The sequence below is a fragment of the Klebsiella sp. 2-CIP_Kleb. genome, from assembly GCF_050378715.1.
Taxonomy (GTDB): Bacteria; Pseudomonadota; Gammaproteobacteria; order Enterobacterales; family Enterobacteriaceae; genus Klebsiella; species Klebsiella quasipneumoniae.
Genome location: NZ_JBNRLG010000008.1, coordinates 25,066 through 48,044, shown reverse-complemented (window position 1 = coordinate 48,044; position 22,979 = coordinate 25,066). Strand labels below are relative to the sequence as shown.

At 52.5% G+C, this 22,979-nt stretch carries 31 protein-coding genes; 21 read left to right on the top strand and 10 right to left on the bottom strand.

Annotation, left to right across the window (positions count from 1 at the left end; translation table 11 throughout):
• Nucleotides 1-795 (top strand): ABC transporter ATP-binding protein, encoded by a 795-nt coding sequence (locus tag ACQUTP_RS21955; RefSeq protein WP_428902450.1) that lies wholly within the window; start codon nucleotides 1-3, stop codon nucleotides 793-795.
• Nucleotides 792-2,291: an HAL/PAL/TAL family ammonia-lyase gene (locus tag ACQUTP_RS21950; RefSeq protein ID WP_023318042.1), complete on the top strand. Its 1,500-nt coding sequence runs from the start codon at nucleotides 792-794 to the stop codon at nucleotides 2,289-2,291. Before ACQUTP_RS21955 ends, ACQUTP_RS21950 begins: the two co-directional genes overlap by 4 nt.
• 29 nt (nucleotides 2,292-2,320) lie before the next feature.
• Here ACQUTP_RS21950 and sapF read toward each other — a convergent pair whose 3' ends face one another.
• The 3 genes from sapF to sapC are packed head-to-tail and all read right to left on the bottom strand — an operon-like array spanning nucleotide 2,321 to nucleotide 5,014.
• A complete protein-coding gene (gene sapF, locus ACQUTP_RS21945; RefSeq protein WP_004203898.1) occupies nucleotides 2,321-3,130 on the bottom strand; it encodes a putrescine export ABC transporter ATP-binding protein SapF in 810 nt (269 codons plus the stop codon).
• Between the two features lies 1 nt (nucleotide 3,131).
• Nucleotides 3,132-4,124 (bottom strand): putrescine export ABC transporter ATP-binding protein SapD, encoded by a 993-nt coding sequence (sapD, locus tag ACQUTP_RS21940; RefSeq protein WP_004203899.1) that lies wholly within the window; start codon nucleotides 4,122-4,124, stop codon nucleotides 3,132-3,134.
• Nucleotides 4,124-5,014 (bottom strand): putrescine export ABC transporter permease SapC, encoded by an 891-nt coding sequence (sapC, locus tag ACQUTP_RS21935; protein ID WP_004151901.1) that lies wholly within the window; start codon nucleotides 5,012-5,014, stop codon nucleotides 4,124-4,126. Before sapC ends, sapD begins: the two co-directional genes overlap by 1 nt.
• Nucleotides 5,015-5,160: 146 nt before the next feature.
• Here sapC and ACQUTP_RS21930 point away from each other — a divergent pair, with 146 nt between their 5' ends.
• Nucleotides 5,161-6,378: a tyrosine-type recombinase/integrase gene (locus ACQUTP_RS21930; RefSeq protein WP_023300902.1), complete on the top strand. Its 1,218-nt coding sequence runs from the start codon at nucleotides 5,161-5,163 to the stop codon at nucleotides 6,376-6,378.
• Between the two features lie 220 nt (nucleotides 6,379-6,598).
• Here the strand turns inward: ACQUTP_RS21930 and ACQUTP_RS21925 are convergent, their stop codons facing one another.
• The 6 genes from ACQUTP_RS21925 to ACQUTP_RS21900 form a co-directional block, all read right to left on the bottom strand.
• The gene (locus tag ACQUTP_RS21925; protein ID WP_022631172.1) at nucleotides 6,599-6,838 is read right to left on the bottom strand and encodes a DUF4060 family protein; all 240 of its coding nucleotides are present in this window, start codon (nucleotides 6,836-6,838) and stop codon (nucleotides 6,599-6,601) included.
• A 40-nt stretch (nucleotides 6,839-6,878) separates the two neighbouring features.
• Nucleotides 6,879-7,967, bottom strand: a complete 1,089-nt coding sequence (locus ACQUTP_RS21920; protein ID WP_065804455.1) for a RecT family recombinase — start codon at nucleotides 7,965-7,967, stop codon at nucleotides 6,879-6,881.
• Between the two features lie 12 nt (nucleotides 7,968-7,979).
• A complete protein-coding gene (locus tag ACQUTP_RS21915) occupies nucleotides 7,980-11,063 on the bottom strand; it encodes a RecE family exodeoxyribonuclease (RefSeq protein WP_428902451.1) in 3,084 nt (1,027 codons plus the stop codon).
• 137 nt (nucleotides 11,064-11,200) lie between these two features.
• Nucleotides 11,201-11,356: a YdaE family protein gene (locus ACQUTP_RS21910; protein ID WP_012967861.1), complete on the bottom strand. Its 156-nt coding sequence runs from the start codon at nucleotides 11,354-11,356 to the stop codon at nucleotides 11,201-11,203.
• A gap of 8 nt (nucleotides 11,357-11,364) precedes the next feature.
• A complete protein-coding gene (locus ACQUTP_RS21905; RefSeq protein WP_004179600.1) occupies nucleotides 11,365-11,556 on the bottom strand; it encodes a YebW family protein in 192 nt (63 codons plus the stop codon).
• Nucleotides 11,557-11,947: 391 nt separating this feature from the next.
• Nucleotides 11,948-12,361, bottom strand: coding sequence for a helix-turn-helix domain-containing protein (locus tag ACQUTP_RS21900; protein ID WP_043875424.1), 414 nt, complete (start codon nucleotides 12,359-12,361; stop codon nucleotides 11,948-11,950).
• A gap of 111 nt (nucleotides 12,362-12,472) precedes the next feature.
• On the opposite strand from ACQUTP_RS21900, the gene ACQUTP_RS21895 reads away from it, so the two are divergent.
• The 18 genes from ACQUTP_RS21895 to ACQUTP_RS21810 all read left to right on the top strand — a co-directional run bounded on the left by ACQUTP_RS21895 (nucleotide 12,473) and on the right by ACQUTP_RS21810 (nucleotide 22,148).
• Entirely contained in the window at nucleotides 12,473-12,703 is a 231-nt protein-coding gene (locus ACQUTP_RS21895) for a helix-turn-helix domain-containing protein (protein WP_023341332.1), read from the top strand.
• A gap of 2 nt (nucleotides 12,704-12,705) precedes the next feature.
• Entirely contained in the window at nucleotides 12,706-13,242 is a 537-nt protein-coding gene (locus ACQUTP_RS21890) for a toxin YdaT domain-containing protein (RefSeq protein ID WP_065804457.1), read from the top strand.
• A gap of 348 nt (nucleotides 13,243-13,590) precedes the next feature.
• The gene (locus ACQUTP_RS21885; RefSeq protein ID WP_065804458.1) at nucleotides 13,591-14,511 is read left to right on the top strand and encodes a replication protein; all 921 of its coding nucleotides are present in this window, start codon (nucleotides 13,591-13,593) and stop codon (nucleotides 14,509-14,511) included.
• Entirely contained in the window at nucleotides 14,508-15,221 is a 714-nt protein-coding gene (locus ACQUTP_RS21880) for a replication protein P (protein WP_065804459.1), read from the top strand. Before ACQUTP_RS21885 ends, ACQUTP_RS21880 begins: the two co-directional genes overlap by 4 nt.
• A complete protein-coding gene (locus ACQUTP_RS21875) occupies nucleotides 15,214-15,549 on the top strand; it encodes a DUF977 family protein (RefSeq protein WP_065804460.1) in 336 nt (111 codons plus the stop codon). Before ACQUTP_RS21880 ends, ACQUTP_RS21875 begins: the two co-directional genes overlap by 8 nt.
• Nucleotides 15,542-16,327 carry a ParB/RepB/Spo0J family partition protein gene (locus ACQUTP_RS21870; RefSeq protein WP_032413659.1) on the top strand — a complete coding sequence of 262 codons (786 nt, stop codon included), beginning with the start codon at nucleotides 15,542-15,544 and terminating at the stop codon, nucleotides 16,325-16,327. Before ACQUTP_RS21875 ends, ACQUTP_RS21870 begins: the two co-directional genes overlap by 8 nt.
• Nucleotides 16,324-16,527 (top strand): hypothetical protein, encoded by a 204-nt coding sequence (locus ACQUTP_RS21865; protein WP_064145489.1) that lies wholly within the window; start codon nucleotides 16,324-16,326, stop codon nucleotides 16,525-16,527. The genes ACQUTP_RS21870 and ACQUTP_RS21865 overlap by 4 nt, the downstream gene beginning before the upstream one ends.
• Nucleotides 16,520-16,774 (top strand): hypothetical protein, encoded by a 255-nt coding sequence (locus tag ACQUTP_RS21860; protein WP_020804604.1) that lies wholly within the window; start codon nucleotides 16,520-16,522, stop codon nucleotides 16,772-16,774. The genes ACQUTP_RS21865 and ACQUTP_RS21860 overlap by 8 nt, the downstream gene beginning before the upstream one ends.
• Entirely contained in the window at nucleotides 16,771-16,992 is a 222-nt protein-coding gene (locus ACQUTP_RS21855; RefSeq protein WP_020804600.1) for a hypothetical protein, read from the top strand. The genes ACQUTP_RS21860 and ACQUTP_RS21855 overlap by 4 nt, the downstream gene beginning before the upstream one ends.
• Nucleotides 16,993-16,995: 3 nt before the next feature.
• Nucleotides 16,996-17,424 carry a hypothetical protein gene (locus ACQUTP_RS21850; RefSeq protein ID WP_020804596.1) on the top strand — a complete coding sequence of 143 codons (429 nt, stop codon included), beginning with the start codon at nucleotides 16,996-16,998 and terminating at the stop codon, nucleotides 17,422-17,424.
• 95 nt (nucleotides 17,425-17,519) lie between these two features.
• Nucleotides 17,520-17,819, top strand: coding sequence for a hypothetical protein (locus tag ACQUTP_RS21845; RefSeq protein WP_032413665.1), 300 nt, complete (start codon nucleotides 17,520-17,522; stop codon nucleotides 17,817-17,819).
• 31 nt (nucleotides 17,820-17,850) lie between these two features.
• The gene (locus ACQUTP_RS21840; RefSeq protein WP_428902452.1) at nucleotides 17,851-18,309 is read left to right on the top strand and encodes a hypothetical protein; all 459 of its coding nucleotides are present in this window, start codon (nucleotides 17,851-17,853) and stop codon (nucleotides 18,307-18,309) included.
• Nucleotides 18,310-19,491: 1,182 nt separating this feature from the next.
• Nucleotides 19,492-20,088 (top strand): DUF1367 family protein, encoded by a 597-nt coding sequence (locus tag ACQUTP_RS21835; protein ID WP_065804461.1) that lies wholly within the window; start codon nucleotides 19,492-19,494, stop codon nucleotides 20,086-20,088.
• The gene (locus ACQUTP_RS21830; protein ID WP_032422218.1) at nucleotides 20,088-20,294 is read left to right on the top strand and encodes a hypothetical protein; all 207 of its coding nucleotides are present in this window, start codon (nucleotides 20,088-20,090) and stop codon (nucleotides 20,292-20,294) included. Before ACQUTP_RS21835 ends, ACQUTP_RS21830 begins: the two co-directional genes overlap by 1 nt.
• Nucleotides 20,295-20,296: 2 nt before the next feature.
• The gene (locus ACQUTP_RS21825; RefSeq protein ID WP_065804462.1) at nucleotides 20,297-20,593 is read left to right on the top strand and encodes a DUF1364 domain-containing protein; all 297 of its coding nucleotides are present in this window, start codon (nucleotides 20,297-20,299) and stop codon (nucleotides 20,591-20,593) included.
• A complete protein-coding gene (locus ACQUTP_RS21820; protein ID WP_023286285.1) occupies nucleotides 20,590-20,958 on the top strand; it encodes a RusA family crossover junction endodeoxyribonuclease in 369 nt (122 codons plus the stop codon). The genes ACQUTP_RS21825 and ACQUTP_RS21820 overlap by 4 nt, the downstream gene beginning before the upstream one ends.
• Nucleotides 20,955-21,737, top strand: a complete 783-nt coding sequence (locus ACQUTP_RS21815) for an antitermination protein (RefSeq protein ID WP_022631482.1) — start codon at nucleotides 20,955-20,957, stop codon at nucleotides 21,735-21,737. The genes ACQUTP_RS21820 and ACQUTP_RS21815 overlap by 4 nt, the downstream gene beginning before the upstream one ends.
• 153 nt (nucleotides 21,738-21,890) lie before the next feature.
• Nucleotides 21,891-22,148, top strand: a complete 258-nt coding sequence (locus tag ACQUTP_RS21810; RefSeq protein WP_031281242.1) for a hypothetical protein — start codon at nucleotides 21,891-21,893, stop codon at nucleotides 22,146-22,148.
• Here the strand turns inward: ACQUTP_RS21810 and ACQUTP_RS21805 are convergent.
• Nucleotides 22,054-22,500 carry an ECs1072 family phage-associated protein gene (locus ACQUTP_RS21805; RefSeq protein ID WP_032416155.1) on the bottom strand — a complete coding sequence of 149 codons (447 nt, stop codon included), beginning with the start codon at nucleotides 22,498-22,500 and terminating at the stop codon, nucleotides 22,054-22,056. The genes ACQUTP_RS21810 and ACQUTP_RS21805 overlap by 95 nt on opposite strands.
• Nucleotides 22,501-22,979: the final 479 nt, after the last annotated feature.

Genomic DNA, 22,979 nt, shown 5'->3' with positions numbered 1-22,979 from the left:
ATGCTCGATTCACGTCCGGTGACCTTATCGGTCAGCGATATTCATAAGTCCTTTGGCTCCCTGGATGTCCTGAAGGGGATCACCATCCAGGCGCAGCAGGGCGATGTGATTTCGATCCTTGGCGCCAGCGGCTCCGGTAAAAGTACGCTGCTGCGCTGCGTTAACCTGCTGGAAACGCCCGATGCCGGAGTGGTCAGCGTCGGCGGGGAGACGATTGAAATGAAACACCACGCTCGCGGGCATCGGCTGGCGGCGAATCCCCGGCAGATAGAGCGCCTGCGCTCGCGGCTGGGGATGGTCTTCCAAAGTTTTAACCTGTGGTCGCATATGACGGTCCTGCAGAATGTCATTGAGGGGCCGCATTATGTGCTCAAACGCGATAAACGGACCTGCATTGAACAGGCCGAGCAGCTGCTGGAGCGGGTGGGGATGTTGAACCGAAAGGATTTTTATCCGGCGCAGCTCTCCGGCGGCCAGCAGCAGCGCGTGGCGATAGCCCGCGCGCTGGCGATGGAGCCGGACGTCATGCTCTTTGATGAACCCACCTCAGCGCTGGATCCTGAACTGGTCGGCGAGGTGCTAAAGGTGATGCGCAGCCTGGCGGAGGAGGGACGGACGATGCTGGTGGTCACCCACGAGCTGGGATTCGCCCGCCATGTCTCCAACCGGGTGGTCTTTATGCACCAGGGGACGATTGACTGCGACGGCGCGCCTGAGGCGCTGTTTGGCAGCCAGGGATCCGCGCGCTTTAAGCAATTTATCTCCAGCCATCAACAGCCAGGACAGGTCGTATGAAAATGATCCAGTGGGGCGATGCGCCGATACGCTGGCAGGAGGTGGCTTGCGTCGCCCGGGGTGAGGCGACCTTGAGCCTCAGCGACAGCGCCTGGGCGCGTATCGCGCAAGGACGGGCGATCGTCCAGCATATCGTTAAAGCCGGCCAGGTAGCCTATGGGATCAATACCGGGCTGGGGGCGCTGTGCAATATTACGTTGCCGGAAGCGCAGCTGCACCAGCTGTCGCGCAATACGTTGCTCAGCCATGCCTGCGGGGTGGGACCGTTGCTGGAGGTCGCCCCAACCCGGGCAATTATGTGCGCCGCGGTGGCCAATTTCAGCCACGGTAAATCCGGGATCTCCGCCGGGATAGTGCAGCAACTGTTGGCGTTTTTGCAGCATGGCGTCACCCCTCAGGTGCCCTCCCAGGGGTCAGTTGGCTATTTAACGCATATGGCGCATATTGGCCTGGCCCTGATGGGGGTTGGCGATGTGCTGTGGCAGGGGCGAACGTGGCCTGCGGCAGAGGTCCTGTCGCAGCTGAATCTGCAGCCCATCGCGCCGGGAGCGAAAGAGGGGCTGAGTCTGGTCAACGGTACGCCGTGCATGACCGGTCTGGCCTGTCTGGCGTTAGACGACGCCGAGCGCTTAATGGACTGGGCCGATGTAACCGGCGCGATGAGCTTTGAAGCGCTGCGCGGCCAGCTTGTGGCATTCGATGCCGAGATCCTGGCGCTGAAAGCCAGCCCCGGTATCCAGACCAGCGGCCAGCGGCTGCGTGAGCTGCTGGCGGACAGCCCTCTGCTGGCCGAAAGTCAAGGACTTCGCACCCAGGATGCGCTAAGCCTTCGCTCGATGCCTCAGGTGCATGGCGCCTGCCGCGATCAGTTTAGCCACGCGCAGACGCAGATAAATATCGAACTCAACGCCTGTACCGATAATCCGCTGATCCTGGGGACCGTTGAGCAGTGGCGGGTGGTCTCCCAGGCGCATCCGCACGGCGAATCAGTGGCAATGGCCTGCGATTTGCTGGCCATTGCCATGGCAGAGCTGGGCGCTATCGCTGAACGACGCCTTGACCGGCTGGTGAATCCTCTGGTGAGCGGGCTGCCGGCGTTCCTGGTCGCCCGACCGGGCGTGAATTCAGGGATGATGATTGCCCAGTACGTCGCCGCGTCGTTGTGCGCGGAAAACAAGCAGCTGGCGCAGCCAGCGGTGCTGGATAATTTTGTTACCTCGGCGTTGCAGGAGGATCATTTAAGTCTGGGCACCAGCGCTGCGCTGAAACTGCAGCGCCTGCTGGGCAACCTCTATCAGATCCTCGGCATCGAATATTTACTCGCTGCCCAGGGGCTCGATTTTCACGAGCCGCAGAAGCTGGCCGCGGGCACGCGCCGGGCGCGAGACCTGCTGCGCGAAAGCGTGCCTGGCTGGGAGGACGATCGTTGGCTGGCGCCGGACATTGCCAGCGCGGTGGCCATCCTTAAGCGAACCGCTGGCCACGCGCCGGCGTGAGGTCAGCGGGCGAGGTGAATGAGACGACGCTATTTGCCGTCTTTGCGCCAGGCGTCGGCGGTGAGAGCCTCACCGAAATGGCCGGCAATCAGACGTCGGGTCAGGTCGTGCAGCGGTGAGGCCAGCACATCGGCGGTGCTGCCGCGCTCAACCACTTCCCCGTTATGCATCACCAGCACCTGATCGCTGATGTGCTTCATCATGCCCAGGTGCTGGGTGACATAGATGTAGGAGATGCCCTGTTTCTCCTGCAGCTCCAGCATCAGGTTGATGAGCTGGGAGCGCATCGACATATCCAGCGAGGCCAGCGCCTCATCGCAGACGATGACCTTCGGGCGCAGGATCAGCGCCCGGGCGAGGCCAAGACGCTGCTTCTGACCCGGGGCCAGCATATGGGGATAGTAGCTGACGTGGTCCGGCAGCAGGCCGACCATGCGCAGGGTGTCGATGATCTGCTTCTGTCGCGCTTCGGCGTCGAGATCGGTATTCAGCCGCAGCGGAAAATCGAGGATCTGCGAGATGCGCTGGCGCGGGTTTAGCGACGTCGACGGATCCTGAAAGATCATGCGAATTTTCTGGCTGCGGTAGGAGTAATCCCCGAAGGTCAACGGATGGTCGTCGATCAGCACCTCGCCGCTGGTGGGCTCCACCATGCCCGCCAGCATCTTCGCGAGGGTGGATTTTCCGGAGCCATTCTCGCCGATAATCGCCAGCGTCTGCCGTTCGCGCAGGGTAAAACTCAGCGGCTTAACCGCCTCCACCGTCTGGCGGTGAAACCAGCCGGTGCGGTAGCGAAAGGTCTTACTGAGTTGGCGCACTTCCAGCAATGTTTCGACCATTTCACTCTTTCTCCATGTTCAGCGGGAAATGACAGGCGTACAGGTGATTGCGCACCCCGGTAAGACGCGGCGTTTCAATACACTCGCGCTGGGCGTACGGGCAGCGGGGCCCCAGCCGGCAGCCGATGGGCAGCTGCTCCAGCAGCGGGATCGCCCCCGGCAGGGTGTTGAGGCGGCTTTTATGCGGCATGGCGCTGCCAAAATCCGGGATCGCGCGGATTAACGCCTGGGTGTAGGGGTGATGCGGCAGGGTGATCAGCTCTTCACTGGGCCCGCTCTCCACCGTCTGCCCGCAGTACATGACGTTGATTTTATCCGCCCATTTGCTGAGCATCTGCAGGTCGTGGCTGATCAGCAAAATGGTGGTGTTGTTGTTCTGGTTGAGCCGCGTCAGCAGGCGGATAATCTGCGCCTGAGTCGTTGGTTCCATGGCGTTGGTCGGTTCATCGGCGATCAGCAGGCGCGGCTGGTTGGCCAGGGCGATGGCAATCATCACCTTCTGGCACTCGCCTTCGGTCAGCTGATAGGGGAAGCTGCGCATGGCGTCTTTGTGATCTTTAATTCCGACGCGGTGCAACAGCTCGATGGCCCGACGCTTGCGCCAGCCCAGCCGCTGCCACCAGCGCCCTTTGTAGGTCCAGCCGGGGATACTCTGGATCAGCTGCTGGCCGATGCGCTCAGAGGGATCGAGGCACGACTGCGGCTCCTGGAAAATCATTGACACGTTGTGGCCGATCAGCTTTCGGCGCTCGCGGTTCGACAGCCGCAGCAGGTCGATGTCGTCGAAGCGCATGCGGTCGGCCGTGACCCGCCAGTTGTCCTTTGTCACGCCGCAGATAGCTTTGGCGATCAGGCTCTTTCCGGAGCCGGATTCCCCGACCAGGCCACGGATTTCGCCTTCGGTCAGGGTCAGGCTGACGCGATCGACGGCTTTCACCCAGCCTTCGTTGGTTTTAAATTCGATGGTTAAGTGACGAATATCGAGTAACGGCATTATTCTACCCCGGCAATGATCGCCCGGCGAATACCGTCGCCCAGCAGGTTGACCAGCAGTACGCTGAGCATAATCGCGGCCCCGGGCAGCATCACGGTCCACGGCGCAACATAGATAAGCTCCAGCGCATCGCCCAGCATCGCTCCCCATTCCGGCGAAGGCAGCTGAGCGCCGAGGTCAAGAAAGCCCAGCGCGGCGATATCCAGAATAGCCATCGACAGGGCGCGGGTGATCTCGGTCACCAGGCCGGAGGCGATATTGGGCAGAATGGCGAACAACAGAATATTCAGCGTCGACGCCCCGTCGAGGCGGGCGGCGATGATGTACTCTTTCTCCAGCTCATCGTGGACCATGCTGTAGACGGAACGCACCATCCGCGGCAGCAGCGCCAGCCAGACGGCAAACATCGCATGGCTGAGGTGCGGCCCGGCAAAGGCGACGACGATGATGGCCAGCAGTAGCGAGGGGATGGAGAGCAGGGTATCGAGGATATGGTTCATCACCGCCGAGCGCAGGCCGTGGGTCGATCCGGCAATGACGCCCAGCACCAGGCCAAACAGCGTGGCGCCGAGGGTGACGACAAAAGCGCCGCCGACGGTCGGCGCCGCGCCGCTCAGTAGCCGGCTGAGCACATCGCGCCCCAGGTCATCGGTCCCGAGGAAGAAAGAGACTTCGCCATAGCGCGACCACGATGGCGGCAGCAGCTGGTAGCCGAGGAACTGCTGGTCGATGCCGTAGGGGGCGAACCAGCCGCCGAAGACGCAGAGCAGCAGCAGCCCCGCGCAGCCGTACAGGCCGATCATCGCCGTGGTGTCGCCATAGAATTTACGCCATACGGTGCGCAGCGCGCCGGGCGGACGCTTTTCCAGATAAACGCTATCGTAGGGCATATGAATCCGTTTTAAGTTTGTTAGTCATGCTTTAAGTCTTTTCAAAAATCCCGCTAATACCAACACCTTGCCAGCATTGAGTGCTTTAATTTTGTGTGTTCTGCATTGATTTGAAGGTTATCAATTTAACCAAAATGTGTACACTGATGTGTATATCATCTTCCGGAGTGTACACATTGCTTACCGACACAAAATTAAGAAAAGCTCTTGGCAAAAAGAGAGACCAGATCGAGGTCATATCGGACGCCCATGGTCTGAATGTCCGGTTGTCTACTTCCGGCAGTATAACATTCTTTTACCGCTACAGATGGAACGGGAAAGCCGCTCAGCTAACGATTGGCGATTATCCCACCACCTCCTTATCTCAAGCTCGCGAACGTAGACAGCAGTTCAGGGCCTGGTTGACAGAAGGACTCGATCCGAGACGGCAAACAGTTCTGGAGAAACAGAAAAAAGTCGAAGCGCTCACCGTTAAAGAGGCTTTCGATTACTGGGAAAAGTATTACTGCATCCCCGAAGGTCTTGTGAAAATCAAGGTTAACCGACGGGACTTCAATAACCATATAGCGCCTGTGCTGGGGAACATGATTGTTGATCAGACCACTAAAGCGCACTGGCTTAACCTTTTTGATGGCATGGGGCGAAGAGTTGTCACTGGTCAGATGCTTGGGCTGATGCAGCGTACGTTCCGTTTTTGCTCCAATCGAGGGGTAATTAATGTGAACCCAATTGAGAGCCTTAGGCGCTCTGACGTAGGTCTCACAGCATCCGTCAAAGATCGCAGATTGAGTGATGAGGAAATCAAAACAGTTTGGAACATCCTTCCTGAAATGAAGTACCGACAACAACTGATAATGAAGTTTCTCATCATGACTGGCTGCCGGAGTACAGAGATCAGGACAGCAAGATGGGAGTGGTTCGATTTCCATGAGCAAACGTGGACCATTCCGGCAAGCGATTATAAAACCGGGAAATCGGTCAGAAGGGCACTTCCCGAGGCAGTAGTAAGAATGATGTTAGCAGAGAAGGAAACGTCAGTTTCAAAACACGTTGTGACACTGTCACGCTACAGGGGGCCAGAAGATGACCGACCGCCACTACAACCAAACGTCGCTCTGTTTTCTGCTCAGATTATAGCTAAAACAGGCATGAAACCCTGGTCTCTCCATGACCTCAGGCGAACAGTGGCGACACGCCTTTCTGAATTAGGTGCGCCGCCACATGTTGTGGAAAAACTGCTTGGCCATCATATGGCAGGTGTCATGGCACGTTATAACCTGCATGATTATCTGGATGATCAGCGTCACTGGCTTGCTGTTTGGCAGGATCACCTTGAGAAGCTGGTTGGTCAGCCTCTGGTTTGATCCCCACGTTATCCTCCCAGGCCAGCAGGTCTGAAAGTCTCCACCTTTTAGGACTGCCATTTATTTTAGGCTGCGGGAATGGCTGAGCAAAGTAAGAGGGCATCCGGGATGGGGTGCTCCAGAAATAGAGTGTGCTGCGCGATATTTTGTATCTGGACAGAACGTCATCGGTTATCAAAATTTCATCTGATTTATGAGATGTATTAGTCATAAAAACCCCTTAGTTACATTGTCCAGGCAGATGGTGTAGCCGGCGCGCGCAGCTCATGGCTGTGGCCACATAGCTACTTTTTCTGTTAACAACTTCTACAGTGATCTTTGAGCCTTGAACCACCACCGTATAAGTTCTCTTTGTTTTCTGTCGCCCGTAGGCTCCATAAAGCTCAACGTGTTTTGCCAGTGCCGCATCGCACGCCTGGCGGCCCAGAGGGGAGTGTCTGCTTCGGTTAATCAATCGCATATACATTCCTTTATCGGGAGAGTTTCCCCTCCCAATCTGGTTAACCCACGTATTCCGGTTTCATGTCGTCCAGGGCGATGCGGAACTGGTCATACAGTTCATCACCGAGGTGGCGGCGCGATGAGGTCAGGGTGCTTTCTGCCTTCGCGAATAACGCTTCGGCTTCCGGATCCCCCGGGTTAGGAAGTGAATTTATGGCGGCCTCAACTTTGTTCTTCGCATCAACAAGGTAGTAGCGTTTAACCGCCTTACTCTTCAGTTCGGTATACAAAGCAGTACCCAGCAGAGCTTTCTGTGATTCGATGTCTACACGAATGGCTTTGGCCTGGTCCACTGAGTCAGCTGTATCAATCCGCTCTCGGAGTTCGTGAGCAACAGAGTCAACGTTAGATGCAGGCTCTTGCGTGCTGGTGGAATCGCCAACGGAGTGTGTTATCTCATTTAGCGTGACCTTTTCTGTCTGCGCCGGGTTGATAACCCTTTCTTCGCGTTCGTCAATTTCATCGGCGGTATAGACCCCGAGGATCACATCCGGGCAGTACAGTCGCGCCCAACGTTTAACGGCGAGATAGGCCAGTTGCTGACGGGGGTCGCTCGCCCACAGTGTAGAGTTGCGGACTTGTGCCTGCGAAAGCATCAGCACAAGCTCGCGAGGTTCTGATTCTCCTTTGAGCGTTGCCCAGGCGCGGACGCCCACGCCAGCTTCATCTTGCAAATCCCAGCCCGGGGCGATGTAGTCGTTACCTTTGCCGCTGGTTTTTTTAATGAAGCGGCCAACGATATTTTCCCATGCACCAAACCATTCAAAATGGATCCGGTCTTTGGTTGGAGCCATGGTGTTAATTACCGCATTCACCAGTTGTGCCTCATAGCCAAGCACACCGGAGTTACCCACGATGAAGGTTTTCTGTGCCACTGCAAACGGATCCATACCCCAACGCGCTGCCTGCATCACTACAGCCATGCACGCATCTGGTTTCCCGCGATAATGCTCAGGCACGAAGTTTCCACTATTGGCCATTACTTCCGAGAGCGTGCGCAGGCGGTTGAACAATTCACCGTTCGTCAGGATAGAAACGTTATCGATCTTCTGGGTCTGGTTTTCAGTAGTTGCGACTAAATTGGACATTGTTATTCCCCCTTATGCCTGTACGCGCAGCGCTTCGAGACGGCGCATATCAAAATCGTTAAGTTCTTCGGTGTAGTCTTCGGTAATCGGCGCCGGCCATTCGCCAGTGTCGAAACCGTTCGCGATGGCACGCATTGCTTTGCGATATTCCAGCATGCCGAGTTCCAGCAGTTCTTCGGATGCCTCGATGATGGCGATCCAGTGGTAGTTCTCGTCTTTGTTGACGAATATCCAGAAGAACTGGTCAAGGGCTGCGGTTTCGCAGTACATAGCCGCGCTCAGGTGGTAATCGCGCTCGATGATTTCCCGGTGCAGCTTCGCGCGCAGGCCTTCCTGCTTAATGTTCCACATACTGATGGTTTTCAGGTCCGCACCAATGCGCAGGCCGCCCATGTCTATCTCAAGGTCAGGGCGCACGCGAACTTCCAGCCCGGTTTCCTCATCAATGCCGAAATAGCTCACCTCGACGGCACGGCTCGGGTGCGTCAACAACTTGCCAGCGGTCGGGTGATTCAACAGTGCTTTCTGAATGGCCAGTGCCGTAGCCAGCTGCTGGCGGGTAACCAGCACTTTTCCTTCCGGGTTCTCGCGCCATGCATCCAGCAGCTCGTCGGCAAACACGGCATCCGGTTTTACCGATTTCACGGCCTGAATCAGATCGGCCTTTGTGCCAGAGACTTTCAGGGGCTGCGCCTTCTGTGCTTCCTGAGCAACCATGTCAGGATTAATAAGCGCCAGCTGTTCCAGTAAGGCATCGCGGCCACCGCTGGTTTTCACTTGGGCGGGCAGGGTGGCGTTGTATTCTTTGATGCAGGCCTTCATTGCGGTGGCGGTTTGCTTCTGACCGTCTTCAATGCGCTGGAACTCAGCAGGTAAAGACATATAACCCTGGCCGGTTTCTTCAACTGATGTACCCAAGGGGACCTGGGCGGGCAGGTTCGCGTTGTATTCCTCCAGGAATCTTTTGATGTCATCTGCGCTGAGTAAAACCGGAAGCCCGTTGTTGTATTCGTCGATAAATGCGCGGATCGTCGCCGTAGTGGTGAAGGCGCCTTCCGGGATTTCCGGCTCGATACTGAATTCTTTTTCCAGCTGATCAGGCTGCAGCGCCAGTGCATGCACCAGATTTCCCATATCCAGAACAGGGGAGCGTACCTTCTGGATGGTCTTGGATACGTGGCGCACCTCGAAATACATCAGCGATACCCGCGCATCTTTAACCATCGTGGAGCTGATGCCGTTAGCGGCGTGGTAGACCTCATTTGGCACGCCTTCATATCGACCTGGCTCGAAATACTCCGGCCATGCTGACGCTGCTTGTTCAACATCTTCCTCATCATCACTGTGAGCATTCTCAGAAACCTGGCTTTTCAGCACTTCGGCGGTAAGATCCGGGCAGCGTTCAGCCAGTATTTCGCTCATGTTCACGGCAGTTGTTTGCGCAGGAGGTTCATCAGCGCCTTCGCCTGTTGATACCGCATTATCATTTTCGTCTTCGACCGGCTGAGCCGTTTCCATCTGCACATCGCTGGTGGTTTCCCCGGAATTAGCTGGATGTAATTTTTCTTCTGCAGCGCGCTGGCGCGCCTGGTCCACGATAGAAAGTGCTGGTGCTGGCTGGCTATCCATCAGACCATCAATCGAAAAAACACCATTGCCCATGTTTGAAACTTCAGGCTGTTTGGGTTTGGTCAGGTCTTCGGTTATCCACTTCGGATCCGTGGGGTCACTGATGCCTTCGACATATTCGCCACGTTCGGCGGCCAGAACCTGATTAGCGTCAGGGTGTTTCTTTTGAGCTTCTTTCACCAGTTCGGTGCCAATTACCTGAAAGTCAGTTGGGAGAGTTTCCAGGTCAGGGACACCTTCATCTCCATCGATAGCCTTTTTCACAGCGTCCAAAGTGACGGCGGCAGATGAAACATGACCAGCTTTTACAAGCGTCTCAGTAGAAGGGGCGTCATGCTTATGCTCGGTCAGGTTCGCATTGATATAGGTCTGCAGACTTACCGGGAAATGGTGAATATCGCTGGTGGCGCCACGAATAAGAGCAAAAATGGCAGCGCGGGAATAATCCAGGATGCCTGCAACCTTGCGCAGCGCTGCAGACCATTCCTTGAACGGACTTTCTTTCTTCTGGACGATCTCTTTGGCCCGGCGGTGAATTGATGCCGGGAAATTGTAGATATCGAAATCCATCGGCATTGTGGCCAGGGCTATTTCAACATCGAGCGTATCGAGGGTATGGGTGTAGTCAGGATTACGATCGGTTTTATTGCCGCCGCCAGCATTCGTACCTGCATCAGTTTTCATAACTGAAGTAATGCAGTTACCGGCAGCCCATTCCCTGGTGAGAATGCCGCGGTCGATCGCGTTAGTGGCAAACCACAGCTTTGCAAACTGGATACGCTTGCCGAGCTCATGCCGCTTCCCTTCCGGGAAGACTTTTTTATTGGCACTGGTGAATTTCCAGAGCGCCGGCATATCGTATTTTTTGATTTCAGGGACATTCTCGGCGGCCAGGATCAGGTCCTGGACGGCCGCATTATCAGTGTCCATTTCAAGAGCTGACAGCTCCTGCCGGTGAGGCATGCTGATATGATAAACATGACGTTCTTCAGCCATGTACTGCGCCAGCAACTGAGCGCGAAAGGGGAGTTCTGCCACGTTAAAAAGCGCGCTGGAATCGTCCTGGTATTCATCACTACCGAAAGTTTCCACGGTCTCATCTTGTACCGAGTCGATAGGCGTATTGGCATCAACCAGCTCGCCAGTAACGGCTCCGGCATCATCGATGTGATGATTCGCAGGCGCCTGACCGGGTTTCAGAGCCCAGGTGCGACCATCGTCGCCGAGCTGGTAGCGTTCGCACCATGAGTAATCGAGAACACCTTCCGCCGGCAGGTCATTGAATACCGGGAAATCGGTGCGAATAGGTTTTTGATAGTCTTTGCCACGGCCTGTTTCGATCCCAGCGTCTTCGAGATCGACGTCCAACTGCAGAAGGGCGCGAGCTTCTGATTTATTAGTGCGCCAGATTACGGCATCAGCTTTACCCGATTTTTGAGTCGCTTTTATCAGATAAAAATATTCCATGTGATAGCCTCTATTTTGGATGTAGAATCCCCCGGGCCATTGGTAGCGCCCATTCAGGGTGGTCATTGGTTTTGGTAATTTCCGGTGTAACTTTGGTCGGTGGCACCGGACGTACAGCCCGCTTCGGCGGGTTTACGTTAGCTTTCGTGCGCCATCTGGTCGTAAGAGGCGCAGCGTTCAGAGCAGTACTCTTTTTCTTTCCGTGCGAGCTGGTTCCCCTGGAGGTATAACAGGGTGCTTACCACTGGTTTTCCCTCGATTGCTTTACGGCAGTAACCGCATTTCTTCTGCATTCTTCCCCCTACATTTGCACCGTGAACCCTGCCGGATGCTCGTCCAGTACACCTTTCAGCGGATAACATTCAGCTTTCACGTGTTGCTCTTCTGCAGCTGCCTTGCAGTCATTCTCAGTGTCGTAAACGCCGAGCAGGACATCCTGATTACCGCCCGTCAGCATGCTGACGGTGAGAACCAGGGCAAACATCGTGCTCATGAAGGGTCTCCTTTTTGCGCGAGCATGTACACACCCGGCGGATGAAAGCTGACAGCGGACTTAAGCGAACAGCCTGCTGACGAGCGGGTTTGCGTGCGAAATCAATCATAGAAATAACTCCCTCAGTGCGCTGATAAACGCGATCCAGATGAAGAGTCCAATTACTGCCGAAATGACCATGGCTCTGATGCCTTGTTTACTCATTTCAACCTCTGCCTTGTCGCCGGCCAGCGGAACGTTTACCACCTGACAACAATGCGTTTGTTGTCGATGTGATAAATAATGCAACATAAAGTTTCGGTTGTAAAGTGAGTATGAAAGTATTTATTTCGCTGGCGGGCAAAAAAAATGGCACCGCAAAGGTGCCATTGGTTGGAGGGGGTTACGTTTTCTATTTTTTTTGATTGTTTATGAGGTCGTAGACGTCGTTCTTAAGCAACTCGATATCGTGCAGGACACCTTTGGTGTGAAGGATAAGACGCAACTTCTCGGACTCAGGAAGTTGGTTAAAGAGCGAGAGTATCATTAGCTCCTTTTCGTCCAGGTCACGATTTGATGATAACGTCTGATCAGGCTTATCATCAGTTTCATCTGAGGGAAGAAAGAACCAGTGCTCTGGTTTTCCTGTTGCTGCAGCAAGCCGCTTTAACCTCTCACCACTCGCAACACTTTTCCCTTTAGCCCAATTTTGCACAGCAGTGTGCGAGAGCATGACCTTCTTGGCTAGATCGGATTTATTCCAGCCATTTTCAGTCATGACTTGTTGAATTCTTTTGGCAAAAACTGGGTAAGTGATCTCATTCATAAGTGCATTTTACAACCTAAGGTTTCACTCAGCACTAAAACAATTTCTTTCGTTTGTTGAAACGTAAACTTTCGTCATGTATGCTTCTCTCGATCAAACCAAGGAGAGCACATGAACAAAGAGACGCAACAAAAAATCAGTAAGGCAGCATCTCGTGCCTGTATCGGAAAGCACTTTGGCATCAGCGGTCAGGCTGTTGGTAAGTGGATTTACGAGAATGGAGTGCCTCAAAAACGCATCGTCCCACTATGCCGTTTTCTTAACTGGGAAGTAACGCCTCATGAAATTGATCCTGAGGCGTACCCAAACCCAACTGACGGCCTGCCGAAACAGGAAGGCTGAACATGCAAACACTTCCCTTTCAACAAAATACCGGATTCAACACCGGCGCTCTGATAAAGCGAAATCAACAGAAAGAGGCAGATCACGACGCAATTCGTTCTGCCGTTCGCGCCTGGGCTGCCGCTGAGGGCCAGGATGTTGTGTCGGCACATATCATCGATGAGTGGCGCCAGCAGGGTGGCGAGGAGATCGCGTTCCCTGATGATATCAGCCGTGCCCGACAGAAGCTTTTTCGCTACCTGGACAACCCGGCCGAGTCTGAGCGCTATCGCGAGTACGTTCGCCTTCTTACCCCGGCAATCATGGCCGTTCTTCCGCTGGAGTTCCGACATCGTCTGATGCCTCAGGACGATATTTTGTCGCGCCTGTCTTCGGCCATGAAGGAATGCGCTGAAGCAAAGCAGGCGGTGATGCTGAACGCGCCAGAGCACCAGAAACTGAAGGAAGTAAGCGAGGGGATTACGTCACTTTTCAGGCTAATGCCCGAGCAGACAGGAGCGCTGATGACGATCGTGAGCTCAATGCTCGGCGTGATGTAAGCGGGGTATCCATGAATCACATCGAATTTATTGAGAAGAACGTCCGCGAGGAACTCCTTCGCCTGGGCTTCACGCAAGCAGTGGCTCAGGGGGGGGATACCAGGCGGTCGATATGTACAAGCGGATGTCACAGGCAAGCCGCAAAGGGGGAATGTTTGACGATGTTATGCGATACGCAAAGTTATGGGCAGAGAAGCAGACCAGCGCAGCTGAACGTCGGGAAGCAAAGCGCAAAGTGCGAAAGGGCGGCGACCAGGCTGGGTTGTTCTGAAAGGGTGAAGACTGTTGTGCGCCAACACAGCCAGTCTTCGGGGTGTGAAAAAAGGGCTCTTAGTTCACGGAGTGAGTATGTCAAATACCGCTGAAGTTATCAATTTTCCGATTAAAACCGAGCGTTCGGGAGGTCAAATGGCCGACCTGGCTAACGGGTATACCAAGATCGCAAACGAGATACAGAAGCTCAAGCCGCGTCTGCGGATGTCAGGTCGTGAGTGGCAGTGTCTTGAGGCTGTTATCTGGCTTACCTATGGATGGAACAAGAAGCAGGACCGAGTAACAAACACGGTGATTGCTGAGCTGACAGACCTCGGAGAGTCGCATATTTCCGACACAATCAAATCTCTCGCGGAGCGGAAAATTATCATCGCTCATAAGCAGGGGGTGATGAAAATTGTCGGTATAAATACTGAGCTATCTGAGTGGATTTTAGACAAGCCGAAAACGGGAAAACTCTTCCCGGAATCGGGAAAAGTGTTACCGAAAACGGGAAAACCTTTCCCGGAAACGGGAGACACCCAATACAAGAACAAGAACAATAGTAAAAGATCTTCTTCGTCTCGGAATTCTAAAGAATCCCGAAACGAGGAAACTTTTAAGTTTCTCTCTCGTCATCCAGAAGCGGCCGATGGGATTTATACCCCTGCAGGTAAATCCTGGGGAACAGCTGACGACCTCAAAGCCGCGCGATGGATTTTCGATAAAGCCCTCACCGTGAATGCCTCCCTCTCAGAGCCGAACTGGGTTGAATGGGCGAATGCCATCCGCCTGATGCGCCTGCAGGACAAGCGCACGCACTATGAAATCTGCGAACTGTTCAAGTGGGCAAATGAGGACGGTTTTTGGCAGGGAAACATCCTCTGCCCCTCAAAACTACGTAAGAAGTGGGACCAACTCACAACTCAACGCCTGCGCAGCCATGGCCCATCAAAAACCAAATCAGGCGCCAGTGCGCTGGACAATACCGACTGGATCGACGGGGTACTCGAATGAAATCTATCGCAGAAAGCATGCATAACTTCGACCGGGACAACTTCCAGCGAGTAGCTGCCGGGCTTCCGGAAATGCAGGACGAGCAGGCAGTAAAGCGCCAGGCAGCCAAGACTGCGGAGATCTTCAACGAGCTGTTCCGCCAGCTGCTTGCCGTATTCCCGGTCCTGGCCAACAAATCTGTGGAAGACCTCAACGAGATGCGTCGCCAGTGGTTGTTGGCGTTCAAAGAGAACAGGATCACCACAGTTGAGCAGATTAACGCAGGAATGCGGGTTGCGCGCAAACAGGAAAAACCCTTCATGCCGTCGCCGGGGCAGTTCGTAGCCTGGTGTCGTTCTGAGGAAGTGGTTGCGGCTGGTCTTCCTGACGTGAACGAGCTGATGGACATGGTTTATCGCTACTGCCGAACCCGAGGACTTTACCCTGATGCTGAATCCTATCCGTGGGAACGTAATGAGCATTACTGGCTGGTTACGGGGCTGTATACCGACATGCGCGCAAATGCACTGAGCGATTCCGAACTGCGCCGTAAAGCTTCTGATGAGCTGCTGCGTATGGTTCGTCGCATGAATGCCGGGGAAGTGATTCCCGAGCCGGTTAAACAGATCCCAAAGCTTGGCGGACGTCCGCTGAGCAACGAACAGGGCTTAAACAAAATCGCGGAAATCCGCGCGAAATTCGGTTTAGGCAGAGGGCGGAATCATGGCTAGAGCATTGTCAGCAGTTGAGCGCAGAGAGTACGTCCGCGCAGTGATTCGGATCACCAGGCATCAGGGGCGACTCACGACCGCCGAGGCAATGAAAAAACTGGGGCTGAGCCGCGCTACTGTCCAACGGTATTTTTCCGAAGCACAAGCGACCGGCGAGGTTGTCCGGCATGGTCGTTTGGGGCTGTTCCGCGATCAGCGGGCCGTCATCGACTTTGACATGAAGCGTTTTGGCCTGGTGCCGAAAGTTGCTGTTGGGATGAATTACAGCCTGCTTGGCAGTCCTGTTTTTCAGCGAGTTTTAGATGTTCAAGAGGCTATTCATGGCTAAGAATTCAATCGATGTATACGGTGCCAGCGGCAAAACAAACGTGCTCAATTTCGAGCCTGAAAACCTGCACCTGGTCACCGATAAGACCCACCCACTTTACGATGAACGTGTACACCTGCCGCTCGAGGAAGGGATGGTACTGAACATTGCGGAGCTGGGTGTACTGGAGCCGATCATCGTCTGGAAAGACCCTGAAACGGGGCTCACCTGCGTAGTTGTTGGCCGTCAGCGCGTTAAACATACCCTTGAGGCAAATAAACTACGTCTGAAAGAAGGCAAAGATCCACTGCTTGTTCCCGGAGTCGTTAAGCGCGGATCAGCAAATCAGATGGCTAAATACATGGTCAGCGAAAACGAAATTCGCCGTCCTGATACACCGCTGGGCCGGGCTAAAAAAATGTCAGACGCGCTCGACCGCGGGCTAGATGAGGACGACATTGCGGTGTTGTTTGGCTGCAGCGTTCAGACCGTTCGAGCAACGCTCTCCCTCCTCGATGCTACTCAGGCCGTCAGGGAAGCGGTGGAGGCTGGCACAGTCACCGTTACCCAGGCGCGTCAGCTGGCATCGCTTAAACCAGAAGAGCAGCGGGATAAGGTCTCTGAAATCGAAGCGGCAATTGCTGGCGCAACCGGCCATGAAAGAGCCCGGCGTCAGCGTCAGATCCTCGGTGATGCAAAGCCTCGCCTGAAAACCCGCAAAGAAATCACAAAAGCCCTGGAATCTGCCGATGGTGAGTATGCGAGCGCACTCCGTTGGGTGCTTGGGGAGGCCGTATGACAATTATCAAAACCCATACAGGCACCGTGATCACCAAAGACGGTCCGCAGGTAAAAAAACTGCACCAGACAGAGCGGATGTGGGTCGTCGGCAAAAACGAGTTTTACCACAAAGAAACCGGGCGCCGTCACTTTGCAGAAAATACGCGCCGCCGGTTGTTGTTGGAAACGATTGAGGCGATAGGTGGTTCACATGACTGAACACGTCGAAAAATACACAAACAAGGCTATAGAAATCATTGCCGACTATATCCAGCGCACTAACAAGAAAAACGAGCAGTTGCAGGAAGCGAAGGTGCGCTTGGATAAAAAAATCGCTCTGTTCGCAGACGATGAGAACTGCAACACAAACAGGCTGATGTCCGTATTTTTACCAGCAATGACCAGCCATACCCGAGATGGCTTTTTCGAAGAGATAGCAGCGGCGTTAGAAGGAGCCAACCAATGACCAAATATGAATTACTCGACTCAAAAATAATGAGCAAAATTGATGCGCATCCTATGCCATTTTCCAGCCTGTACGTCATGGATGTAGCAGAAGAATGCAGCCGCATCGCAAAGGATGAGAATAAGCCAGAACCTTTCCGCATTCTCGATCGCCGGCTTCAGGCGTTACGTAAATCTGGAAAAATCCGCAGTACATCCAAAGGCTGGGTGAGGGCTTAACTAATGACCAGCAAATTAACCAGAGAGCGCCTGCAGGAAATCGCTGAAGATGGATTCCTGAAGCATGGCGAAAGCAAAGAACTGGCCCGTATGGCGCTGGCCGAAAAGGCCAGCGAGCCGGTGATATTGTACCGGGAGCGCAATCCCTACAACGGCTTAACCACAGGCTGGCAAGAGCTTACCGAAAACGAGTTCTCATTCCTCAAAGAGAATGCCGGGGAAAATGCAGAGTTCCTCACGCTCTATCGCCACGCGCAGCCAGCGCCGGTAATACCTGATTTCAAAAAACTGGCTCGCGAACTGGTTGTTAATCTCGTCGATTGCGGCGGACTGGATGAAGGGGTGAAAGAGAAGTATCTGGAGTGGGTGGAAAAAACCTGCCGCGCCGCCATGCTCGCAACCGCCCCGCAGGAGGCATCAGATTTGACGTAATAGCCGATAAATCATTGTCTGTCGCATGTTTTTATTCAAACCAAATGCTAATGTGGTCAGCATAAATGGGCAGCTGCCTACTATGCGGAGGATTTATGGAAGTCGATTTTTTGCTTATAGGAAAAGGTCTAACAGGGCAAATTAAACGGTATGATTATCCAAGAGATAAATTAAGGGTTACTGAGTTAACGGTTGAGTCTGCCAATGAGCCAGTTATAGTTAGACCAGTCCTAGTGTTTGACGTTATTCAACATAAGTTTGATGGGAAAACATATGCAGTTGCCATCGGGGCATCAACAGATTCAGTACAGATTAATGCTCTTATTGACAGGTTAAAACCTCAACCCATACCCGAAAGTTTGCTTATGAAAGGCGACCCTTACGAACAAAAATAAATTATAACCCCCTCCATCAACCGAGGGGGGTATGTCGAAGTGGAGCATTGCAGACAAACCGAAAGACGAGCAGAACAAGGTTAACGTTGACCTTGCGTTATCCGGCGTTGCATGCAAAATGCGTATTAGTGAGCTCTGGACGTATGGAAAACAACAGTTGGTATCGTTTATGAAAAAAACATCACTTCTGGTTTGTGCTTCCCTTATATCAACCGTGGTGTTTGCTCTTGATAATAAACAAGAAATAGCACCTTCGCGTATAAGTTGTCCCACGCCAGTGATGCCAGTCAAGGCTCAGGCAATGAGAACTGAAGGGCGTGTCGATTATGCAGCATGGGTTAATGATAAAGGCGAAGTGTACTCAGTAGACATTAAGGGCGATGAGGTTTTCTTCAGGGAAACTGAGGTTGCTATTAAAAAGTGTAAGTTTGTGCCAGGCCATCCAGGAGTATATCGGGATACAATAAAATTTAGTCTGGTAAAACCTTGAAAAGGGCGTTTAACGTCTAATCTCCCCCATGGGGTAACTCCGCTTCATGCTAAAGTGGTGGTAAGGGCCAATCTGCCGTAGATTTGCCTGAAAAAAGTATTGCAGCATGATAAAACCCGCTTTGGCGGGATTTTTGTTTCTGTTGTTTCAGACTAACCTCCTATCTCTCCCAAAAATGGCTGTTGACTTCTTTCTTGTTATTTGGTATTTGCGATTGCTGGGTAAAGTTACTTTTGCAGTAGTGTGATGAGCTGTACCTGTTGCCCTAAGAAAAGTTACTTTTTGGCAGTTGGTAAAACACTTTTACCGGCGAAGGGAAAAAGTAACTTTTGGGAGGGGGAGGCTGCAAAACACTTTTGTGTAACTATAAAAGTTGGTATCAAGGCTGTGTTTTTATTTTAAGCAACCTAATAGGTTCGTTTACCATGATTAACAACGTCAAATGTTCTCGGGTTGTCATCAAACAATTTTTTAGGTTGTTTTCTTATCTGACAAAACAATTTGTTTTATTGCTTGTGTAATTCGATGCTCATTTGTCACTATAGATGTTTCGCGGCTATTTGTGTTTATTTAAAACACATGTCACTTTAAGGTATGTTGTTGTGTTTGTTGTGTTTTAATTTTTTTTGAAATATTTCTTGATGTATTTATGTGTTGTGATATTAATTAGGTTGTGTAATGCTTGTATCGATGTCGTTTCATTTCCTTGGGGCGTTTGTGTTTGTTTGAATGATTTCATTGGGTCAGGCTTGTGATTTTTAGGAGATTTATGGGTTTAACTCGGTAACAGTTAATCAATATATGGAGGTGATGTGGTTAAACGTGTTAAAAGGCGTGAATTGTTCTATGTTGTAAGCAAATGTCGTTCGAAGAAAAGGGTAATTAGAGGTGTTGAACCAATTAGTAAAAGAGTTTTTTTGGCCACTATAACAGATGGAAGCGGCACTGTAGTGTGTTCATTTCGATTAGAAGCTAATGAGCGGTATATTTTTTCTAATCTGAAAGGTGAGGTCTCTACGAGAAAATTAACACATGATGAGCATCATTGGTCAAGAGCAACCCTGGTAGAAATAATTCAGGAAATGAATTCTAAAATTGACTCTTAACAGCTAGCTACATCATACTTGCAGTGCTGGTCTGAACAACCAGCCACCTGACAGTAATGCGCCACCGGAGAACGTGATGGCGCAGCTTCACTTAATAAAACAGTCTCAAGGTATCCTGATCCCCGCGACGCCGGAGACCAGTGATTTTCTGCAATCAAAATGCAAGCTCGGATCCGTTCTGGAAGCCGATTATAAGCTTGTCCGCAATCCGGCGTTTCACCGCCGTTACTTTGCTTTACTCAATCTCGGCTTTGAATATTGGGAACCTACCGGCGGGGCGATTTCGTCTAACGAGCGCAGGCTTATCACAGGTTACGCCAAATACCTTGCTGCATATGGCGGGAGTGAATCGGCGTTGCTTGATGCCGCCGGGCAATATCTCGACCGGATAGCTGAGAAGCGATCCGGCTATATCAGTATTTGCAAATCCTTCGATGCTTACCGGGCGTGGGTCATCGTTGAAGCCGGCCACTATGACGTCATACAGCTGCCGGACGGCACGCTGAAAAAACACCCTCGCAGCATTTCTTTCGCAAGCATGGACGAATGCGAGTTCCAGGAACTGTACAAAGCATCGCTGGATGTTCTCTGGCGTTGGATCCTCTCTCGTTCATTCAACAGCCTGCAGGAAGCTGAGAACGCCGCCAACCAGCTTTTAAGCTTCGCGGGGTGATGCCGATGAAACACTCATGGTTTCACCATCTCGAATGCACAACGCAGCAGGCCGACGAATTGGTAGCGAGATATCGTCAGCGGGGCGTAAAGGTCGAACGAAGCTTAAACCCTGACTTTATGACATGGACCGTCAGCGCGCAGCTGGTGGAGGACAAAAATCCGCCTCGGCCAGACTCTCGCTGGCGCAACAGAATGTGGGGGTGAGTATGGCGAACCTTCGCAAAGCGGCCCGAGGTCGCGAATGTACAGTGCGGATCCCTGGTTACTGCAACGGCAACCCGGAAACCAGCGTGTTGGCGCATTACCGCCTGGCGGGTACGTGCGGCACAGGATGCAAGCCTGACGATACTCAGACGGCGATCGCCTGCAACGGGTGCCATGACGTAATCGACGGCAGAACTAAAACCACCGATTTCACCTACGACGAATTGCGCCTGATGCACGCGGAGGGGGTAATGCGCACCCTGGAAATCTGGCGGAAAGAGGGACTCATTAAATCATGAAAATCTACGATATCACGCCCATCGGCAAACCCAGGATGACCAGAGCTGATAAGTGGAAGCAGCGTCCGGCGGTAATGCGCTACCGGGCATTCTGCGATGAGGTCCGTCTGAAGAACGTTGCTATGACGGAGCAGGGCGGACACATAACCTTCGTGGTTCCCATGCCAAAGAGCTGGAGCCAGAAGAAGCGAGTAACGATGAACGGACAGGCACACCAGCAGAAACCAGACGCCGATAACATGATCAAAGCGCTGATGGATGCTCTGTTTACTGATGACGCACATATCTGGGACTTTCGTGTAACAAAAGTCTGGGGTGAATCCGGACAAATTTTAATTTCTGATATCGGAGAAGTGGCCGCATGAAACTGGAAGCATCGTTAAAGCATTTCAGCCCGCAGGGGATGCATATCAGCGACGACGTGAAAAGCACATCGCCGAATCGACTGACCGGAACAGATGTTATGGCGGCCATCGGTACCACCAGCAGTCGTGCGCGCTTCGGCCTTGCCGCTTTCCTCGGAAAGGCTGGTATCAGCAAAACGGACGAACAGCTTGCAATTCAGGCGCTGGCGCAGTTTGCCATCAAAAACGCTCCTAAAAATGTCCGCAAAGCCGCTGGTGACAAGCTCGGCGCCTGCATGTTGACGCTGGCGCAATTTGCCTTTGCGGAATACTCACGTTCGGCGGCCACCAGAGCAACGTGTCAAAGCTGCAGCGGTACCGGCTTTATTTCCCGCCATGAAGATGTAATTAAGCACCCCGGTATTTTCGATGCTGACGGTGTCGAAGTGAAGGCCCCAAAGATTAGAAATGAACTGGTGAAAAGGGTCTGTGGAGTGTGCGGAGGAAAGAAAGTGATCCATGCGCGATGCAGGTGTAGTGGTAAAGGGGAGGTCTTAGATCGCAAAGCGACCAAAGAACTTGGCGCACCGGTTTTCAAAACATGTGAACGCTGCTCTGGTAATGGCTTCTCTGTTGTACCCTCTGCGACGGTACACCGCGCCATTCTGAAGCGTCTCCCGGATCTCCATCAGTCTTCGTGGTCACGCAACTGGAAGCCGTTCTATGAAGGGCTGGTGGATATGCTTCACAAAGGAGAGAGACAGGCAGCGGCTGAATTTGAGAAGGCGACCATTTATTGATGTGATCGAAACAGATGGCGGCAAATTTTTGCACGATAGAGTTGACTTTGCATAAAATTGTCCTGTATTATTCTAATCATGGATACGTACATCCAAATGAAACTGATTCTGAACCCTGCCAACCGGCGGGGTTTTGCTTTTCTGGGGGAAGCGATGCAGCAGCCATATTTTTTTAACCCTGGCATGACCACTCAACAGCTTGAAGACTGGCTTGGGCAACAGAAAATCTATCTTGCCCACTTCAACCGTCTGATAGCAGAAAAAGCCGCTCTTGAGGAGCGACTGAGTCAGATCTCTGCGGAGATTGGGCGAGTCGCTACTGGTAGCTTTGAAGGAATACTGAGTTTTCCCTGGGATCCCAGTCCTCTTGTGGAAAATCCTCAACAGGATAGTGGCCAGTCGGCAGATTGAGTGACGCCAGGACAGCGGCAGCATCTTCTGACATATAACTGGGCTTTAGTTGACTGGCAATGATAAAGAGACAGTCGTTTAGCGAGAGTCTTCTAATCTCTTCAGGTTTCCACTTGGTCATTTCGAAGATAAGGTGATGAAGAGCCTTATCGTTATCAAGATAATAATAATCCGATGAAAAATGTTTCCTGTACTCATCGAGAATACATTCAAGAGTGAATATTTGTCCTATTCGATACCAAACCTGCCTGGCTCTGTAACTGTGTGAGTCTGCCAGTAATGTTTGGGGGAAGTTGTTATTTTGACAAACCCGGGACTTGATTACCTGTAAAAGGTCTGAGTACTTACTCATATTTTCACCAGTTGATGTTTTAATCATTTGCGAATCAATTTTATCAAAGAGAAAAACAAGCCGCTACACGCTGATAACATCAGGCTGGGCGGTTATGGTGAGCCGATACCTCAGACAAGCAGAGTATTGAAACCAGAAAGACTGAATGTTAAATTTCTGGTGTGGTGAATCCCCCTATGCGGAGGGGCATTGCCAGTCTGATATGTTTTTTTGCGCATTGCGAGTCGTCTGTGGACTGGCGGCGACTTACCGGGAGGCACCCGGCACCACACCTAATAAAAAATGATGATAGCTGTAAGGCCCACTTCGGTGGGCTTTTTCTTTGGGCAAAAAAAAAGCCCGCATGGTTTCATGCAGGCAAGGCAGTTACATTTAGATTTTGTCCCGGTATATGTTTTTTTGTCCGGAAGTCGAAAGATACTGTCTCGAATACATTTTGTAAATAACGGATTCAAATCACAAGGCCATGCATTTGCATG

Bases quoted from the DNA above. Each gene is read 5' to 3' on its own strand.
- ACQUTP_RS21955 (WP_428902450.1), top strand. From the start codon at position 1: ATGCTCGATTCACGTCCGGTGACCTTATCGGTCAGCGATATTCATAAG.
- ACQUTP_RS21950 (WP_023318042.1), top strand. From the start codon at position 792: ATGAAAATGATCCAGTGGGGCGATGCGCCGATACGCTGGCAGGAGGTG.
- sapF (WP_004203898.1), bottom strand. From the start codon at position 3,130: ATGGTCGAAACATTGCTGGAAGTGCGCCAACTCAGTAAGACCTTTCGC.
- sapD (WP_004203899.1), bottom strand. From the start codon at position 4,124: ATGCCGTTACTCGATATTCGTCACTTAACCATCGAATTTAAAACCAAC.
- sapC (WP_004151901.1), bottom strand. From the start codon at position 5,014: ATGCCCTACGATAGCGTTTATCTGGAAAAGCGTCCGCCCGGCGCGCTG.
- ACQUTP_RS21930 (WP_023300902.1), top strand. From the start codon at position 5,161: ATGTGTATATCATCTTCCGGAGTGTACACATTGCTTACCGACACAAAA.
- ACQUTP_RS21925 (WP_022631172.1), bottom strand. From the start codon at position 6,838: ATGCGATTGATTAACCGAAGCAGACACTCCCCTCTGGGCCGCCAGGCG.
- ACQUTP_RS21920 (WP_065804455.1), bottom strand. From the start codon at position 7,967: ATGTCCAATTTAGTCGCAACTACTGAAAACCAGACCCAGAAGATCGAT.
- ACQUTP_RS21915 (WP_428902451.1), bottom strand. From the start codon at position 11,063: ATGGAATATTTTTATCTGATAAAAGCGACTCAAAAATCGGGTAAAGCT.
- ACQUTP_RS21910 (WP_012967861.1), bottom strand. From the start codon at position 11,356: ATGCAGAAGAAATGCGGTTACTGCCGTAAAGCAATCGAGGGAAAACCA.
- ACQUTP_RS21905 (WP_004179600.1), bottom strand. From the start codon at position 11,556: ATGAGCACGATGTTTGCCCTGGTTCTCACCGTCAGCATGCTGACGGGC.
- ACQUTP_RS21900 (WP_043875424.1), bottom strand. From the start codon at position 12,361: ATGAATGAGATCACTTACCCAGTTTTTGCCAAAAGAATTCAACAAGTC.
- ACQUTP_RS21895 (WP_023341332.1), top strand. From the start codon at position 12,473: ATGAACAAAGAGACGCAACAAAAAATCAGTAAGGCAGCATCTCGTGCC.
- ACQUTP_RS21890 (WP_065804457.1), top strand. From the start codon at position 12,706: ATGCAAACACTTCCCTTTCAACAAAATACCGGATTCAACACCGGCGCT.
- ACQUTP_RS21885 (WP_065804458.1), top strand. From the start codon at position 13,591: ATGTCAAATACCGCTGAAGTTATCAATTTTCCGATTAAAACCGAGCGT.
- ACQUTP_RS21880 (WP_065804459.1), top strand. From the start codon at position 14,508: ATGAAATCTATCGCAGAAAGCATGCATAACTTCGACCGGGACAACTTC.
- ACQUTP_RS21875 (WP_065804460.1), top strand. From the start codon at position 15,214: ATGGCTAGAGCATTGTCAGCAGTTGAGCGCAGAGAGTACGTCCGCGCA.
- ACQUTP_RS21870 (WP_032413659.1), top strand. From the start codon at position 15,542: ATGGCTAAGAATTCAATCGATGTATACGGTGCCAGCGGCAAAACAAAC.
- ACQUTP_RS21865 (WP_064145489.1), top strand. From the start codon at position 16,324: ATGACAATTATCAAAACCCATACAGGCACCGTGATCACCAAAGACGGT.
- ACQUTP_RS21860 (WP_020804604.1), top strand. From the start codon at position 16,520: ATGACTGAACACGTCGAAAAATACACAAACAAGGCTATAGAAATCATT.
- ACQUTP_RS21855 (WP_020804600.1), top strand. From the start codon at position 16,771: ATGACCAAATATGAATTACTCGACTCAAAAATAATGAGCAAAATTGAT.
- ACQUTP_RS21850 (WP_020804596.1), top strand. From the start codon at position 16,996: ATGACCAGCAAATTAACCAGAGAGCGCCTGCAGGAAATCGCTGAAGAT.
- ACQUTP_RS21845 (WP_032413665.1), top strand. From the start codon at position 17,520: ATGGAAGTCGATTTTTTGCTTATAGGAAAAGGTCTAACAGGGCAAATT.
- ACQUTP_RS21840 (WP_428902452.1), top strand. From the start codon at position 17,851: ATGTCGAAGTGGAGCATTGCAGACAAACCGAAAGACGAGCAGAACAAG.
- ACQUTP_RS21835 (WP_065804461.1), top strand. From the start codon at position 19,492: ATGGCGCAGCTTCACTTAATAAAACAGTCTCAAGGTATCCTGATCCCC.
- ACQUTP_RS21830 (WP_032422218.1), top strand. From the start codon at position 20,088: ATGCCGATGAAACACTCATGGTTTCACCATCTCGAATGCACAACGCAG.
- ACQUTP_RS21825 (WP_065804462.1), top strand. From the start codon at position 20,297: ATGGCGAACCTTCGCAAAGCGGCCCGAGGTCGCGAATGTACAGTGCGG.
- ACQUTP_RS21820 (WP_023286285.1), top strand. From the start codon at position 20,590: ATGAAAATCTACGATATCACGCCCATCGGCAAACCCAGGATGACCAGA.
- ACQUTP_RS21815 (WP_022631482.1), top strand. From the start codon at position 20,955: ATGAAACTGGAAGCATCGTTAAAGCATTTCAGCCCGCAGGGGATGCAT.
- ACQUTP_RS21810 (WP_031281242.1), top strand. From the start codon at position 21,891: ATGCAGCAGCCATATTTTTTTAACCCTGGCATGACCACTCAACAGCTT.
- ACQUTP_RS21805 (WP_032416155.1), bottom strand. From the start codon at position 22,500: ATGAGTAAGTACTCAGACCTTTTACAGGTAATCAAGTCCCGGGTTTGT.